The 14,825-nt window shown below is 67.5% G+C and carries 13 protein-coding genes; 5 read left to right on the top strand and 8 right to left on the bottom strand.

Annotated features, from left to right (window positions below):
* Positions 1 to 2: 2 nt before the first annotated feature.
* Both ACFVVI_RS29460 and ACFVVI_RS29455 read right to left on the bottom strand, forming a co-directional pair.
* Complete coding sequence (locus ACFVVI_RS29460) at positions 3 to 743, bottom strand: response regulator transcription factor (protein ID WP_378992524.1); 741 nt, start codon at positions 741 to 743, stop codon at positions 3 to 5.
* A 187-nt stretch (positions 744 to 930) separates the two neighbouring features.
* Positions 931 to 1,884 (bottom strand): helix-turn-helix domain-containing protein, encoded by a 954-nt coding sequence (locus ACFVVI_RS29455; RefSeq protein ID WP_387447637.1) that lies wholly within the window; start codon positions 1,882 to 1,884, stop codon positions 931 to 933.
* An 85-nt stretch (positions 1,885 to 1,969) separates the two neighbouring features.
* Here ACFVVI_RS29455 and ACFVVI_RS29450 point away from each other — a divergent pair, with 85 nt between their 5' ends.
* Positions 1,970 to 2,137, top strand: a complete 168-nt coding sequence (locus ACFVVI_RS29450) for a hypothetical protein (RefSeq protein WP_378992528.1) — start codon at positions 1,970 to 1,972, stop codon at positions 2,135 to 2,137.
* Between the two features lie 58 nt (positions 2,138 to 2,195).
* Here ACFVVI_RS29450 and ACFVVI_RS29445 read toward each other — a convergent pair whose 3' ends face one another.
* Positions 2,196 to 2,795 carry a DUF3043 domain-containing protein gene (locus tag ACFVVI_RS29445; RefSeq protein WP_387447688.1) on the bottom strand — a complete coding sequence of 200 codons (600 nt, stop codon included), beginning with the start codon at positions 2,793 to 2,795 and terminating at the stop codon, positions 2,196 to 2,198.
* A 315-nt stretch (positions 2,796 to 3,110) separates the two neighbouring features.
* Here ACFVVI_RS29445 and ACFVVI_RS29440 point away from each other — a divergent pair, with 315 nt between their 5' ends.
* Both ACFVVI_RS29440 and ACFVVI_RS29435 read left to right on the top strand, forming a co-directional pair.
* A complete protein-coding gene (locus ACFVVI_RS29440) occupies positions 3,111 to 3,467 on the top strand; it encodes an iron-sulfur cluster assembly accessory protein (RefSeq protein WP_067459056.1) in 357 nt (118 codons plus the stop codon).
* Between the two features lie 230 nt (positions 3,468 to 3,697).
* The gene (locus tag ACFVVI_RS29435; RefSeq protein WP_387447687.1) at positions 3,698 to 4,624 is read left to right on the top strand and encodes a carbohydrate kinase family protein; all 927 of its coding nucleotides are present in this window, start codon (positions 3,698 to 3,700) and stop codon (positions 4,622 to 4,624) included.
* A 57-nt stretch (positions 4,625 to 4,681) separates the two neighbouring features.
* Here ACFVVI_RS29435 and asnB read toward each other — a convergent pair whose 3' ends face one another.
* A complete protein-coding gene (gene asnB / locus ACFVVI_RS29430; protein WP_387447686.1) occupies positions 4,682 to 6,625 on the bottom strand; it encodes an asparagine synthase (glutamine-hydrolyzing) in 1,944 nt (647 codons plus the stop codon).
* A gap of 481 nt (positions 6,626 to 7,106) precedes the next feature.
* Between asnB and ACFVVI_RS29425 the strand changes: the two genes are divergently transcribed.
* Together ACFVVI_RS29425 and ACFVVI_RS29420 are read left to right on the top strand one after the other, a co-directional pair.
* Positions 7,107 to 8,096 (top strand): cytochrome c oxidase subunit II, encoded by a 990-nt coding sequence (locus ACFVVI_RS29425; protein ID WP_378992675.1) that lies wholly within the window; start codon positions 7,107 to 7,109, stop codon positions 8,094 to 8,096.
* Positions 8,097 to 8,106: 10 nt separating this feature from the next.
* Positions 8,107 to 8,523, top strand: coding sequence for a cytochrome c oxidase subunit 4 (locus ACFVVI_RS29420; protein WP_056816603.1), 417 nt, complete (start codon positions 8,107 to 8,109; stop codon positions 8,521 to 8,523).
* A gap of 135 nt (positions 8,524 to 8,658) precedes the next feature.
* Here the strand turns inward: ACFVVI_RS29420 and ACFVVI_RS29415 are convergent, their stop codons facing one another.
* From ACFVVI_RS29415 to ACFVVI_RS29400, 4 genes are all read right to left on the bottom strand, one after another.
* Positions 8,659 to 10,152 (bottom strand): MFS transporter, encoded by a 1,494-nt coding sequence (locus ACFVVI_RS29415; RefSeq protein WP_378992529.1) that lies wholly within the window; start codon positions 10,150 to 10,152, stop codon positions 8,659 to 8,661.
* Positions 10,153 to 10,384: 232 nt separating this feature from the next.
* Positions 10,385 to 11,656 carry an FAD-binding oxidoreductase gene (locus ACFVVI_RS29410; protein WP_378660387.1) on the bottom strand — a complete coding sequence of 424 codons (1,272 nt, stop codon included), beginning with the start codon at positions 11,654 to 11,656 and terminating at the stop codon, positions 10,385 to 10,387.
* 51 nt (positions 11,657 to 11,707) lie between these two features.
* Positions 11,708 to 13,261, bottom strand: coding sequence for an alkaline phosphatase D family protein (locus tag ACFVVI_RS29405; RefSeq protein ID WP_387447636.1), 1,554 nt, complete (start codon positions 13,259 to 13,261; stop codon positions 11,708 to 11,710).
* Positions 13,262 to 13,358: 97 nt separating this feature from the next.
* Entirely contained in the window at positions 13,359 to 14,738 is a 1,380-nt protein-coding gene (locus ACFVVI_RS29400) for an ABC1 kinase family protein (RefSeq protein ID WP_379313483.1), read from the bottom strand.
* Positions 14,739 to 14,825 lie beyond the last annotated feature (87 nt).

The raw sequence follows: 14,825 nt of genomic DNA, 5'->3' as shown, positions 1-14,825 counted from the left end.
CCTCAGTCGCGCGGCATCAACTTGAAGCCGATTCCGCGAACGGCGACGATCCAATTGCTGGCGCCCAGCTTCGCCCGCAGGCTGCTGACGTGCGTGTCCACCGTGTGTTGCGACCAGGAACCGTCCCAGATCTCGCCCAGGATCTGCTTGCGCGCCACCACGATTCCCGGGCGGCGTGACAGCATCAGCAGCAGGTCGAACTCTTTTCTGGTGAGTGCGAGCGGGCGTCCGCGCAGGGTGGCCTCGCGGGCCCACTCGTCGACGCGCAGCGCGCCGCATCCCGAGGGGGACGCACCGTTCTCGGTCTGTGGGCTGACCCGCCGCATGAGCGAGTCGATGCGGGCGACCAGTTCCCTGATGCCGAACGGTCGGGTGACATAGTCGTCGGCGCCGGAGCGCAGGCCGAGTACGCAGTCCAATTCGGAATCGCGATCGGTGACAACGATGATCGGAACCGTATGGCGCGCACGGATGGAACGGCATACCTCGAATCCGTCGAAATCGGGGAGATCGGGATCGAGCAGCACCAGATCGGCACGGCCGAACAGCTTCAGTGCCATTCTTCCGGTATCGACGGTGGCAACCTGGTGGCCATATCGGGGGAGTTCGCTGTCGAGCGATCCGACAGCATCCGAACCCGCCGCGATAAGAATGCGCCATGACCGTTCCACGGCGACGAGGCGAGGCTCGGGGAAATTCGGGGCGAGCTCGGTGTCGGTTTCCTTGAGTTCGCTGCTACGCATGGCTCGAATACCCTACCGTCCTGGGCATCGAAATGCCGCGCTGACGACCACACTGCTACGGGCGGTCGGGATTTCACCGGTCAGTATCAGCGTAGCCGACTCATTTCATTCGTGCACTGTGGAGTTAGTCGCCTTTTTGCGGAAAAGCGTCCGGATCGGTATTCCACGCACAATAACGGACGGTTGTTCAGCCTGCCGCGCCGAAGCGGCGGCGGTATTCGGTGGGGGCGATGCCGACCTGGCGCTGGAAGTGGTGGCGCAACAGGGCGCCGGAGCCGAAGCCGGACTCGTCGGCGATCCGTTCCAGGGCCATGTCGGTGGTTTCGAGCAGGTGCTTGGCGAACAGGACGCGCTGAGTGGTGAGCCATTTGACCGGGGTGGTGCCGGTTTCGGCGGCGAAGCGGCGGGCGAAGGTGCGGGTGGACATGCTGGAGCGGGCCGCGAGCTCGTCGACGGTGTGTGGGTGGGCGAGGTTCTCGGTGAGCCAGGCCAGGGTGGTGGACAGGCCGATCGAACTGCACTCGGGGACCGGCTGCTCGATGAACTGGCGCTGGCCGCCGTCGCGCTGCGGCGGCACGACCATGCGCCGCGCGATGCCGTTGGCGGCGGCGGTACCGATCTCGCGGCGGACCAGGTGCAGGCAGGCGTCGATACCCGCGGCGGTGCCCGCGCTGGTGATCAGGTTGCCTTCGTCGACGAACAGGACGTCGGGGTCGACGGTCGCCTCGGGGAACATCGCGGCGAGTCTGTCGACATACCGCCAGTGGGTGGTGCACTTGCGGCCGTCGAGCAGGCCGGCCGCGCCGGCCAGGAAGGCGCCCGAGCAGACGGTGAGGACGGTCGCGCCCGCGTGGGCCGCCCCGCGCACCGCCTCGAGTACCCGGTCGTCGTACTGGTCGATCGGGGAGGCCGGGATGGCGACCAAGTCGGCCTTCGCGAGTTGGTCGAGGCCGAATTCCGGGGTGACGGCGATGCCGGGGGTGGTGGAACGCAGTGGCGTGCCCGGGTCGGCGCCGCAGACCCGGAAGTCGAAGCCGGGCAGGCCGTCGGCCGTGCGGTCGAGGCCGAAAACCTCACAGACGACACCGAATTCGAACATCGCGAGCCGGTCGCTGAGCACCACGGCAACCTTCGAGAGCATGCCTCATCGTAGCTGGCTGAATCTTTACGCACAATGACAGAACAGCCACTTTCGGCTGAAAATCATCGAGCGCAAAATTACTGCCATGCTTACTTTTCTGATCGTCCTCACCGCCGTCATCGGACTCGCCGTACTGATCGGTCGCGGCACCGCCGGCTCCACCGGGATCGTCGACCGCGACGCTCAGCGCATGGACACCGAGCTCAAAGCCATCGCGGGCTACGCCGACTACATCCGCCCGAGCCATCACTGAAAAGACGAATGCCGCCCCATCCGCAGGGATGAGACGGCATGCGCAAGTCCGGTCGAACTCAGACGGCGTCGCCGGGGCCGACCCGCGGCTTCGGAGCGCGCATCTTGCGGATCTGCGAGGCGCGGACGAAGGCGTACCAGCCGAGCTTGAAGCCGGTGTCGGTGGTGTCGGGGAACCGTTCGATCACCCGGTTGCTCACGATCTTGCCCAGGACGAAGCCCTCGATGATCATGAAGACCATCATCACCAGCATGGCCAGGGTGACGATGGTCTGCAGGCCGGGGGCGACGAACATCGACAGGATCAGCACCAGCGCCATCGGCATGAACAGGCCGACGAGGTTGCGGCGGGCGTCCACCAGGTCGCGCACATACGCGCGGACCGGGCCCTGATCGCGGGGCAGCAGATACTTGTCCTCGCCGGCGAGCATGCGGGCGCGGCGGTCCTGCACGGCGGCGCGACGGTCGGCGGCGGCGGCCTTGCGGTCCTGTTTGGTGCCCTTGACAGCCTTGCGGCGCGCGCGGGCTTCCTTGGCGGTCAGCGGGGCGGGCGCGATCGGACCGCGCCGCTTGCCCTCTGCCTCACGCCTTTTCGGCGTCGGCCTGCCCTTACCGGGAGTGGTCGACGCCGTGGCGGCGGCCTGGTCGGAGTCGGACACCGACGGGTCGACGGACTCGTCGATGGTGCTGGACTCGTCGCGACGAAACAATTTCACGTTCACCAGGCTATTCGATGATGCCGACCATCGGGAAATGCGGTCCGCTCAGCGGTGGGCCCGGTCTCATCCGCGGCCGGGCTGCGACGCAGATCACGCCGTCACAGGGCGTACTGTGGGCACAAGCACCCAGGTGGCGTCCACTGGCTGCGCCGAGGGTGGCAAAATAGGAATAGCAGTTGCTGCGACAGCGTTGAAGACAGTCGTGCGCTGTGCACCTGAGGTCCGTTGACGGGCTGAGTCGAACTAGGAGTGTCCATGACTGTGCAGAACGAGACCGCCACCGAGACCCACGGTGCGACGCTGACCGACGCTGCCGCCATCAAGGCGAAGGCGCTGCTCGACCAGGAGGGCCGCGACGATCTGGCCCTGCGGATCGCCGTGCAGCCCGGTGGCTGTGCCGGTCTGCGTTACCAGCTGTTCTTCGACGATCGCATCCTCGACGGTGACATCGTCGTGGAGTTCTCCGGCGTGAAGCTGGCCGTCGATCGCATGAGCGCCCCGTACATCGACGGCGCCTCGATCGACTTCGTCGACACCATCGAGAAGCAGGGCTTCACCATCGACAACCCGAACGCCACCGGCTCCTGCGCCTGCGGCGATTCGTTCAACTGATGTTCGGCGCCGCGGGTTAGCGGCGCCGTAACCTCGCCTTCGAGGGCGCGCCCGGGATCATTGTGGTTGCGTGGCGAGGTAGCGAACAGGTGAACCACAGGCGGTAGCGCTTGCTAACGTTGAAGTCCGGGATCGGGTGATCCCGGACTTTCTGTTTTCCTCGTCTAGCGTCGAAGGGGCCCTGCCTCGTGTCTGTTGCCGTGTCCGCATCCATCGCCACCGACCACCTCATGCGCTTCCCCGGCCGGTTCGCCGATGCGCTGCTCGCCGATCAACTCGATCATGTGTCCTTGAGCTTCCTCGTCGACGATCTGCAGATCCGCCGCGGCGGAGTGGCGGGCAACATCGCGTACGCGATGGGCCTGCTGAAGCAGCGTCCGGTGCTCGTCGGTGCCGTCGGCGCCGACTTCGCCGAGTACCGCCAGTGGCTGGAGGCCAGCGGCGTCGACTGCTCGGCCGTACACGTGTCCGCGACATCGCACACCGCTCGGTTCGTGTGCACCACCGATGAGACGATGGCGCAGATCGCGTCGTTCTACCCGGGGGCGATGAGCGAGGCGCGCGATATCGATATCGCCGCGATCGCCGCCGCCCACGATGTCGACCTGGTGCTGGTCGGGGCGAACGACCCCGACGCGATGGTCGCGCACACCCGCCAGGCCAAGGCGCAGGGCATCGCCTATGCCGCCGACCCGTCCCAGCAGCTGGCCCGTCTCGACGGCGAGCAGGCGACCGAACTGGTCGACGGCGCCGCCTACCTGTTCACCAACAAGTACGAGTGGGCCCTGCTGCAGCAGAAGACCGGCCTCAGCGAAGCCGACATCACCGCCAAGGTCGGCATCCGGGTCACCACGCTGGGTTCCGAAGGCGTGCTCGTCGTCGACGCCGACGGCACCGAGATCCGCGTCGGCGTGGTGCCCGAGGTGGCCAAGGTCGACCCGACCGGCGTCGGCGACGGTTTCCGCGCCGGCTTCCTCACCGCCCACCGCGCCGGCCTGACCCTGGAACGGGCCGCCCAGCTCGGCTCCCTGATCGCCGTCCTGATCCTGGAGACCACCGGCACCCAGGAGTGGACCCTCAACACCGACGACGCCCTCGAGCGCCTCACCAAGGCCTACGGCTCGGATGCCGCCGACGAACTGGCCTTCCTGCTCTGACTACAGAACGCGAACGCCCCCTGGATCTTTCGATCCAGGGGGCGTTCTTCTGTGCGTCTACAGCGAGACCGGGTAGACCGGTTCCTGGATTTCGGGCTTGATGCGGTCCTCGACGAAGATGCCGTGCCAGACCATGAAGACCAGGACGGTCCAGAGGCGGCGGCTGTGGTCGGAGATGCCCGCTTTGTGGTCGCGGAGCATCTGGAGGACGGCCGGCTTGTGCAGCAGGTGGTCGGTCTGGGACTCGGCGATCTGGGTTTCGGCCCAGTCGTAGAGTTCGGTGCCGCGCAGCCAGTGGCGCAGCGGGACCGGGAAGCCGAGCTTGGCGCGGTGCAGGACGTGGTCGGGGACGATGCCGTCCAGGGCCTGGCGCAGCGCGTACTTCGAGGTTTCCTTGGTGATCTTCTGATCGAACGGGATGCCCTCGGCGACGCGCATGACCTCGTTGTCCAGGAACGGCACGCGCAGTTCGAGGGAGTTGGCCATGGTCATCTTGTCGGCCTTGACCAGGATGTCGCCGCGCAGCCAGGTGAACAGGTCCAGGTGCTGCATGCGCGCGACCGGGTCCCAGCCCGCGGACTGGGCGTAGATCGGCGCGGTGACGTCCTGGTGGGTCCACTCGGGGCGGAAGTCGCGCAGGACCGCGCGCAGCTGGGCGTCGTTGAAGCTGCGGGCGTTGCCGTAGTAGCGGTCTTCGAGGCTGAGCGAGCCGCGCTGCAGCAGCGACTTGCCGCGCTTGCCGTCGGGGATCTTGTCACCGAGCTTGCCGAGCAACTTGCGCGCACCGGCGGGCAGATATTCGAAGGGCTTGAGCGACAACGGTTCCCGGTAGATCGTGTAGCCGCCGAACAGCTCGTCGGCGCCCTCGCCGGAGAGCACCACCTTGACGTGCTTGCGGGCTTCCTTGGCCACGAAGTACAGCGGCACCAGGGCCGGGTCGGCGACCGGATCGTCGAGGTACCAGACGATCTCGGGGATCGCGGCGGCGAATTCGGCGGGGGAGACCACCTTGACGATGTGGCGGGCGCCGATCAGCTCGGCGCTCTCGGCGGCCACGTCGACCTCGGAGTAGCCCTCGCGCTCGAACCCGGTGGTGAAGGTGATCAGCTTCGGGTTGTGGCGCATGGCCAGCGCGGCGATGGCGGTGGAGTCGATGCCGCCCGACAGGAACGAACCGACGGTCACATCGGCGCGCATGTGCTTGGCGACCGAGTCCTCCAGCGCCGCGGCGATCTCGGCGTAGCGTGCCTTCTCCGACCCCGCCACGAACGGGCGGACCCGGAAGTCGGGGCGGAAATAGCGAGTGACAATCGGTTCCTGGCCGACCTTCACCGTGGCGTAGTTACCGGACTCGAGGCGACGGATGTTGCGGTGCAGCGACTCGGGCTCTGGCACGTATTGCAGCACCGTGTAGTGCTCGAGCGCGCGCGGGTCCAGCTCGTCGGACAGTTCCAGCGGGCTCAGCAGTTCGAGCAGGCTCTTCTTCTCGCTGGCGAAGGCGGTGCCGCCGGGGCCGGTCGCGATGAACAGCGGCTTGATGCCGAACGGATCGCGCGCGAGGAACAGCTCCGAGGTCTCGGTGTCCCAGATCGCGAAGGCGAACATGCCGCGCAGCTTGCGCACGGCCTCGGGGCCCCAGAAGTGGAACGCGGCCACGATGGCCTCGCCGTCGCCGTCGGTGGCGAAGATCTTGCCATCGGGGAATGCGGCGCCGTGCTCGGCGGCCAGCTGCTCGCGCAGTTCGAGGTAGTTGTAGATCTCGCCGTTGAAGGTCATCGCGTAGCGCTGCGGATTGTCCGCGGGGCCCCAGCGCAGCGGCTGGTGCGAGTGCTCGATATCGATGATGGACAGGCGATTGAACCCGAAGATCATGTGATCGTCGTGCCAGGTGCCCTTCTCGTCCGGGCCACGATGCCGCTGGCAGTGCAGCGCGTCGTACACCTGATCGACCACCGCGGTCGTCGCGGAATCAGCTGTCAGGAATCCGAGCAGTCCGCACACGGTGTCGCCCAACCTTCTCTCGTTCGATGATGGGTGGCCACAACGGGCCGAAACGCTGTGTCCGAGTATGCCGCACGCCTGCCCGACACGCCGCGCTCGCCCGCTCCCGCGGGGTGCGCAGCCACCAGACGAGGGCCAAACCGCAGGTCGCGATGTTCGGCGCGGTCACGGCGGAGTGTCGAAAGTGACCCCGCGACAAGACAGTGCCCGCTTTGGTCTACGCTGCGTAGTACTCAGGTCCTTCTCAGGTGTGCAGGCGTCACAGCGGCAATACTTCGAGAGGCCTGAAACTGCTTTGAAGAGGTGTCGGAACGGGCGAATCGCCGCCCGGACGACGCAATGTGTCGGAATGTGTGGCGACCAGGAAGGCGTGAGCGTGGCGCACAAGGCGAGCGAAGAGATCGGGGCACGACCCGAGAAGGGTCGGCAGGGCCGGATCCTTCGGCGGGCCGGGCTGGCGGTGTCCTTGGGGATCACCGCGATGCTCGTCTCGGGCTGCTCGATCGACAATGTTTGGCTCCGGTTCGGCTGGCCGTCGGGTATCACCCCGCAGGCCACCCGGATGCGCGAGCTGTGGACCTGGTCGGTGCTGGCCGCGCTCGCCATGGGCGTGCTGGTCTGGGGTCTGACCTTCTGGACGGTCATCTTCCACCGCAAGCGCAAGAACTCCCCGGAGTTCCCGCGCCAGACCGGCTACAACGTGTCGCTGGAGCTGACCTACACGGCGATCCCGTTCGTGATCATCGCGGTGCTGTTCTACTTCACCGTGGTCGTGCAGAACTATGTGCACGAGAAGACCGACAACCCGGATGTCACCGTCGACGTGACCGCCTTCCAGTGGAACTGGAAGTTCGGCTACCGCAACATCAACAACGTCGGCGGTCTCACCTGGAACGGCATCGACACGGAGAAGGAGCTGCTGAACGAAGAGCAGCTCGCCGAATACCGTGAGCTGAAGAACGACAAGGGTCACCCGCAGCCGGGCCCCCTGCACGGCAAGCCGGCCAACGACATCCTCTCGTACCTGCACTACGACAAGGTCGAGACCTTCGGCTCCAGCGAAGAGATTCCGGTCCTGGTGCTGCCGACCGGTAAGCGCATCGAGTTCCAGCTCGCCGCCGCCGACGTGATCCACGCCTTCTGGGTGCCGGAGTTCATGTTCAAGCGCGACGTGATGCCGAACCCGAAGGAAAACCAGTCCGACAACGTCTTCCAGATCTCCGAGATCGAGAAGGAAGGCGCGTTCGTCGGCCGCTGCGCCGAGATGTGCGGCACCTACCACTCGATGATGAACTTCGAGGTCCGCGCGGTCTCGCCGGAGAAGTACGCCAAGTACATGCAGGCGCGCATCGAGGGCAAGACCAACGGTGAGGCGCTGGCATCGATCGGCGAGTCGCCGGTGGCCACCTCCACGTACCCCTTCAACACCAAGCGTGATGCCAAGAGCGCTTCGGTGAACGAGAGCAAGTGAGGATTCTGATATGAGGATCGAAGCGCGGATCTTCGAACTGCTCACGGCGTTCTTCATCCTGGTGGGCATCGTCTACGGCTTCTTCACCGCCCAGTCGCGCACCGGCATCGAGTGGGCAGGCACTACCGCGATCGTGCTGACCGCGGGTCTGTCGCTGATCATCGGCACCTACTTCCGGTTCGTCGCGCGTCGCATCGACCTGCGTCCCGAGGACTACGAAGAGGCCGAGATCGTCGACGGCGCCGGTGACCTGGGCTTCTTCTCGCCCGGTAGCTTCTGGCCCATCCTCCTCGCGGGCGCCGGTTCGGTGACCGCGCTGGGTCTGGCGTTCTTCCAGTTCTGGCTGATCGGCCTCGGCGTGGTGCTCGTGCTCGCCGCCGCCGCCGGCCTGGTCTTCGAGTACTACCTGGGTGCCGAGAAGCACTGATCCATCAGGAAACGGTCGCCGCGACGCCCTCGAGCCGAGGGAGTCGCGGCGACCGTTTTCGTTGTCGGAGGATGTCTCCCGAGAACGGCAGAGCCGGTCGTGCGAGCGCACGACCGGCTCTGGGCATCGAATGCCTCAGTGCGCGAACACCAGTCCTTCCTCCGGCCCTTCCACCGTGCGCGGAGCGGACAGCTGCACGATCCGGCGGGGCAGCGCCGCCGCGACCACCGCACCGATGAGCGCGGTCGCGCCACCGATCAGGAAGGCGATCGTGAAGCCGCGGTCCAGATAGAACACCGCGCCCTGCGTCATCTCCGGCGGGATCGGCGCGATGTAGGAGTTGTTCATGATCGTGAACGCGATAACCGGCAGGACGGCGGGGAACACGCTCTGCGAGACGCCGACGATGCTGGCGGTGCCCGCCTGCAACTGCGGCGGCACGGCCTCGATCAGCAGATTCGGGATCGCGGCGTAGGCCATACCCATGCCCGTGCCGAAGATGCCCGCGAAGACGATCAGCAGGGGCTTGCTGTCGTGCACGGCGGCGGTCAGCACGAATCCGACGGCCATCAGCAGCATCCCGCAGGTCATCAGGATGCGGGGGCGGACGTCGCGGCGGCCGACGAGCACACCCACGAGCACGCCGCCGACCACCACCATCAGCCCCACCGGCGCCTGGAAGATCGCGAAACCCTCCGCGGTGACGCCGAATCCGTAGTCGAGCCCGAACACGGCGGGCGTCATGGCCATCATCGGCAGCAGGATGGTGAACAGCCCGCTGGCGCCGTAGCAGAGTCCGGCGCCGATCGTGGTGAGCAGCACCGAACGGCGGCCGAGCACATCGAGGTCGATCAGCGGTTCCCGGATCATTCGCGCGCTCGCCAGCCAGGCCAGCAGCAGCACCACGCCACCGAAGAGGTACGCCATGGTCGTACTGTCACGCCAGCCCCAGGTCGGTCCGAAGCTGACCGCGATGAGGATGCCGGCGATGCCGCCGCCGAGCAGAATCGCTCCGAGCGGGTCGATCCGTGAGCGCAGCCGCACCGACGACTCGGCCGTCGTGAAGAAGATCAGCGCGCCCAGCACGGCGAGACCGATGACGAAGAACCAGAAGATGCTGCGGAATCCGTGGTTGTCGATCAGCCACCCGGTGAGGAACGGCGCGGGAATCGCGATCAACCCCATGCCGCTGGTCGCGATGCTCACCGCCAGCGCGATCGTCTTCGCCGGGAACACGTCCCGGATCAGCGAGTAGCTCAGGAACAGGCAGGGGATGAGCAGGCCGGTCAGCGCACGGCCCGCGATCAGGACGGCGTAGCTGCCCGCGATCGCCGACAGCAGCGATCCCGCCGCTGCCACGGTCACGCACCCGAGCAGGGCTTTGCGCTTGCCGTACATGTCCGCCAGCTTGCCGATCAGCGGCGCGGTGACGGCGCCGACCAGCAGGAACGACGTCAGCAGCCAGGCGCCCTGGGTGGTCTGGTAGTGCGCGGCGATCGACGGTAGCGCCGTCGAGATCATCATGTAGCTCACCGCGAGCATCTCCAGCAGGAGCACGATCGAGGCGAGCGAGAAGATCAGGCGTGGGGTCCAGCGGTCCACGGCGGGTGTCGGAGTGGGAGCGACCATCAGAGGTCCTTTCGAGGATGGGGCCCGCATTCGACGAACGATCGAAATGCGTAACCGACATCACACTTTCTCCGCGTGATCCGTAGAGCCGACTATCCCATCCACTGGGAGATGGATATGACTGATAGTCAGATAGCCGCCGTCGGACCCGACGTGACCAGCGGGTTCGGCGTGTAACACAGTGCGCGAATACGCGCAGCCGGGCGAAACGCCGAACCCGCCGAGTCCGTCCTCAGACGCTGTAGCGCAGGCCCTGCTCCGAGCGGCAGATGTCGTCGATGCCCGAGACGATCTCGCGCAGCTGCTCCGAGGGCAGGGCCGAGGGACGCAGGCGGCAGGTGAAGGTGATCAGGCCGTAGTCGGCGGGCGTGAGGCCGCGGGCGGCGGCTTCGGCGCGCAGGTACTCCGAGCGCACGCCGTAGGTCATCGCGGAGATGACGGTGAAGCAGCCCGAGCGCTCGCGGTGCGCCGAGAACAGATCGTGCAGGCCGTAGAAGACCGAACCGTAGTTGGCCAGCGGGGCGAACACGCCGACGCGGTAGGCGGGGCCGCGTTCGGAGGAGTTGATGACGGTGTCGGCCAGGTACTCGGCGTCGCGCATGGTGAGGACCTTCGGCGCGAACATCAGCGCGCCCGCCGCCGCGTTGCGGACCGGCATGCCCGCGCGGCCGCCCGCGGCGGAAGCGATGGCGCCCAGCGACTTCCGAGTCCGCGTGCCGACCTCACGCCGGGCCCGCAGGCCGCGCGTGGGGGCGGTGGGGTACAGGCTCGACCACTGACCGAAACGGACGGCACCGAGGGTCACCTGGCCGGTGCCGACCGGGCGCGCCACCTTCAGCGGGGCGGTGTCGACCCAGCGACCGACCTGCAGCGCCGCGCTGCCGGGGTTGGTGATCTCGTTGGTCGCGTGCTCGACGAAGGAGTCGAAGTCGAGGAACCGGTCGGCGTCGGTGGTGAGCATGGTGTGGTCTTTGTCGACCTCGACCACGTCCAGGGTGAGGGCGGTGATGATGCCCGCGCGACCGCCCGCGCCGAGGATGCGGTGGAACCGCTCGGTGTGGTGGCCGCGCCCGCAGGTGCCGATCCGGCCGTCGGGGTCGACGTACTCGAGGTCGACGATCTGGTCGATGAACATGCCGTAGCGGTGTGAGGCGGTGCTCACCCCGCCGACGGAGGCGAAGCCGCCCGCGGTGATGTCGCGATGATCGCCGACCACCGGCAGGCCGAGGCCGTGCGCGCCGAGCCTGCGGTCGATCTCGGACAGCTTTGCGCCCGCCTGCACGCGCACGGTGCGCCGGCCCAGGTTGATGTCGAGCACCGAGTTCATCTTGCGCAGCGAGAGCGCCCCGCGCTGATCGGTCAGGCCATAGGACTCTTCGGTCTGTTCACCGCCGCGCACCGTCAACCGTTCCGACCGACCGCGCGAATCACGCACAGTGCGAACGACATCCGCCGTATCGGTGGGGAGATATTCTTCGGAGATGACGGTATGCGGCGTGCCCATGACCGCATAGCTAACCATAGGTGCGCGGTTCTTGCGCAGGGTACTTCGCACCTATTTCCGCGTGGGCGCGAGTTGCTTGGTGAACAGGACTTTTCCGGTCGCGTCGCACAAGTTGACGGTCATTTCTCCGGTGCGGCCGTCGATTTTCACCTCGCCGAAGTGCTGGTACTCCGGATCCATCGGGGAGGTGTTCGCGGTGGGCGGCGCGTGGACGTAGACCGCCTCGGGTCCGAAGGTGGGATCGAGGGGGTTGGGGCCGAACGCGCCCGCGTTGAGCGGGCCCGAGACGAACTCCCAGAACTCGTCGAAATCGGTGAAGGCGGCGCGGGCGGGGGAGTAGTGGTGCGCGGCGGTGTAGTGGACATCCGCGGTGAGCCAGACGACATCGCCGACCTTGTTCGCCTTGATCGCCGAGAGCACCTGGGCGATCTCGGTCTCGCGGCCCGACGGTGCGCCGGGGGCGGCGTTGGCGGGGCCTTCGAAGGCGGTCTTGCCGTCGGGGACGACCACACCCAGCGGCAGGTCGGCGGCGACGATCTTCCAGGTGGCCTTGGAGTTCTTCAACCCCTCGGTGAGCCAGGCGATCTGGGCGGCGCCGAGGATCTGGCCCTGGGGCGCGGTATTGGCGGTGTTGGCGTCCTTGTAGGCGCGCATGTCCAGGACGAACACGTCCAGCAGCGGGCCGTAGGAGATCTTGCGGTAGAGGCGGCCGTCGACAGCTTCCTTGGGCTCCAACGGCATCCACTCGTGGAAGGCCTGCCACGAACGCGTAGCGAGGGTGTCCATGCTGCGCTCGGTGTAGCCCTTGTCGGCGGCGACCGTGCCGCCGGGGGACCAGTTGTTGGTGGTCTCGTGGTCGTCCCACTGGACGATCTGGGCGACGGCGGCGTTGAACCGGCGGTAGTTGTCGTCGGTGAGGTTGTAGGCGTAGTTGCCGCGGAACTGGTCGAGGGTTTCCGCGGGGGCGTTTTTCGCTTCGGCGGTGATGTTGCGCCAGATCCGGCCGTCGGGCAGCGTCACCGATTCCTTCAGCGCGTTGTCGGCGTAGATGCAGTCGCCGGAATGCAGGAACAGGTGCGGGTCGCGAGCGGCCATGGCGGAGAACACCTTCATGCCGCCGAGGTCCGGGTTGATCCCGAAACCCTGGCCGGCGACGTCACCGGACCACAGCAGCGAGATGTCGGCGGGCGCGGTCGGCGCCGTGCGGAACACGCCGGTGAGCGTCTCCGAGCTGGCGCCGCCCTCCCCGTCGAGGCGTACCCGGTAGTGCACGAGTTGCCCGGCGGGCAGACCGTTCACCCGCACCCGTCCGGTGCCGTCGGTAGCCGGGGTGAGCAGCGGCCCCGTGAATCGCTTGACGTCGGTGAACTTCTCGCTCGCCGACGTCTCCACCACCAGCGTCGCGGGCGTATCCGAGCGAGCCCAGATCAGGGCGCCATCACTACGCGGATCCCCGACCGCCACCCCGTGCGTGAGCGAAGGCCTGGCTCGCACCAGTGCGGGCCCGTCGTCACCGCAGGCCACCAGGGCGGGAGCGGTCACCACACCGAGGGCGGTTGCGCGCAGCAGCGTGCGCCGAGACATCGCGAAATCCGAAACAGCCATGAACGTCACGGTGCGCCACCGGTCGGAACACCCGGTCGTTAGCAAGGCAACGGAACATGAACGATGCCGTACGGCAGACCGAACTCGGGTGAGGCGTCTACAGCCCCGCGGCGGCGGCGGTTTCGGGGTACCAGCGGGTGCATTCGGCGCGGAGGGGGACGGCGGTGTGGAGTTGGCACAGGACTGCCAGACCGCCGAGGAAGGAGCGCAGGATCGGGGTGTGGGCGGGGGGCATGGTGAGCTGGCGCAGGATGTTCGTCAGGCGCAGGTCGGTGGCGAGGCGGACCTGTTCGCGGAGCCAGTCGGCCGAGAGCGGGTAGGTGGGGGCGAGGAGGGCTTCGCGGACCGGTTGCAGGCGGGCGGCGACGGTGGCGATGTCGAGGTCGCGGTCGGGGGCGACGAAGCCGTGGCGGCGCATGGCGGCCTCGAGGTCGGCGGGGGAGTCGGCGATGACGGCGGCGCCGACGTCGCTCGCGACGTCGAGGAAGGTGCCGGGCCACGGTGTGCAGGCGCCGAAGTCGACCACGCCGAGCCGGCCGTCGGGCATGCGAAGGAAATTACCGGGGTGCGGGTCGCCGTAGACGAGGGCGGCGCGGGCGGGAGCGGAGAACAGGAAACGCATGATCAGCACGCCGAGCCGGTCGAGTTCGTTCGCATTGCCGCGAATGATCAACCGGGACAAGGGAACACCGTCGAGCCATTCGGTGACCAGTACGTCACCGTGCTGGGCGATCACCCGGCTCACCACGACATCGGGGTCGTCGGCGAAGGCGGTGGCGAAGGCGCGCTGGTTGACGGCCTCGCGGGCGTAGTCGAGTTCGTCGCGGATCTCGTTGCACAGCGCCTCCACCACCGGGCGGGTGTCGGCGCCGGGCAGCAGTGCGGTGAACAACGGTGTGGCGCGTCGCAGAGCTTGCAGGTCGGCCAGCACCGCGCGGCGGGAGCCGGGGTACATGACCTTGACCGCGACCTGCGTGCCGTCGTGCCAGCGGGCCCGATGGACCTGGCCGACCGAGGCGGCGGCGGAGGCGCGGTCGTCGAATTCGAGGAACAGCGAGCGCCAGTCCGGGCCGAGATGGGTGGCGAGCTCGGCGTGGACCGCGCCCGGAAGCATGGCGGGCGCCGAATCGTGCAGTCGGGCAAGGGCTTGGCGATACGGTTCGGCCAGGTCGGGGGCCAGGCCGAGTTCGAGCAGGCCGAGGAGCTGGCCCAGTTTCGCGACACAGCCCTTGAGCTCGCCGAGTACCTGGAAGAGGTGTTCGGCGGTGCGAACGCGGATGTCGCGGTCGACGGCGGCGGGGTCGCGACCCGCGGCGCGTTTGCCGAAGCCCGCGATGCGGCGGCCCGCGTAGGCCACCGGTACCGCGGCCAAGCGCGCGCTGCGCACTACCCGGCCGGTGGGCGGATTGCCGTCACGCGGGGTCGTCCGCCGGGCGAACGGCATGACGCGACCCTCGTCGGATTCGCCTCCGGCCATCGTCTACCTCGCTGTCCCCGACGCCCGCCACCTGTGGTGGCCGCCCGCCCGTGCCTGGCAAAGGTTACCAATCGGGCGCGAAGGTGT

The sequence above is a fragment of the Nocardia sp. NPDC058114 genome (assembly GCF_042884695.1).
Lineage (GTDB): Bacteria > Actinomycetota > Actinomycetes > Mycobacteriales > Mycobacteriaceae > Nocardia.
The sequence above is the reverse complement of the archived record's forward strand: the minus strand, read 5'-3'. Positions and strand labels throughout refer to the sequence as shown.

Coding starts and splice junctions, on each gene's coding strand:
- ACFVVI_RS29460 (WP_378992524.1), bottom strand. CDS start 743: ATGCGTAGCAGCGAACTCAAGGAAACCGACACCGAGCTCGCCCCGAAT.
- ACFVVI_RS29455 (WP_387447637.1), bottom strand. CDS start 1,884: ATGCTCTCGAAGGTTGCCGTGGTGCTCAGCGACCGGCTCGCGATGTTC.
- ACFVVI_RS29450 (WP_378992528.1), top strand. CDS start 1,970: ATGCTTACTTTTCTGATCGTCCTCACCGCCGTCATCGGACTCGCCGTA.
- ACFVVI_RS29440 (WP_067459056.1), top strand. CDS start 3,111: ATGACTGTGCAGAACGAGACCGCCACCGAGACCCACGGTGCGACGCTG.
- ACFVVI_RS29435 (WP_387447687.1), top strand. CDS start 3,698: ATGCGCTTCCCCGGCCGGTTCGCCGATGCGCTGCTCGCCGATCAACTC.
- ACFVVI_RS29425 (WP_378992675.1), top strand. CDS start 7,107: ATGCTCGTCTCGGGCTGCTCGATCGACAATGTTTGGCTCCGGTTCGGC.
- ACFVVI_RS29420 (WP_056816603.1), top strand. CDS start 8,107: ATGAGGATCGAAGCGCGGATCTTCGAACTGCTCACGGCGTTCTTCATC.
- ACFVVI_RS29415 (WP_378992529.1), bottom strand. CDS start 10,152: ATGGTCGCTCCCACTCCGACACCCGCCGTGGACCGCTGGACCCCACGC.
- ACFVVI_RS29410 (WP_378660387.1), bottom strand. CDS start 11,656: ATGGGCACGCCGCATACCGTCATCTCCGAAGAATATCTCCCCACCGAT.
- ACFVVI_RS29405 (WP_387447636.1), bottom strand. CDS start 13,261: ATGGCTGTTTCGGATTTCGCGATGTCTCGGCGCACGCTGCTGCGCGCA.
- ACFVVI_RS29400 (WP_379313483.1), bottom strand. CDS start 14,738: ATGGCCGGAGGCGAATCCGACGAGGGTCGCGTCATGCCGTTCGCCCGG.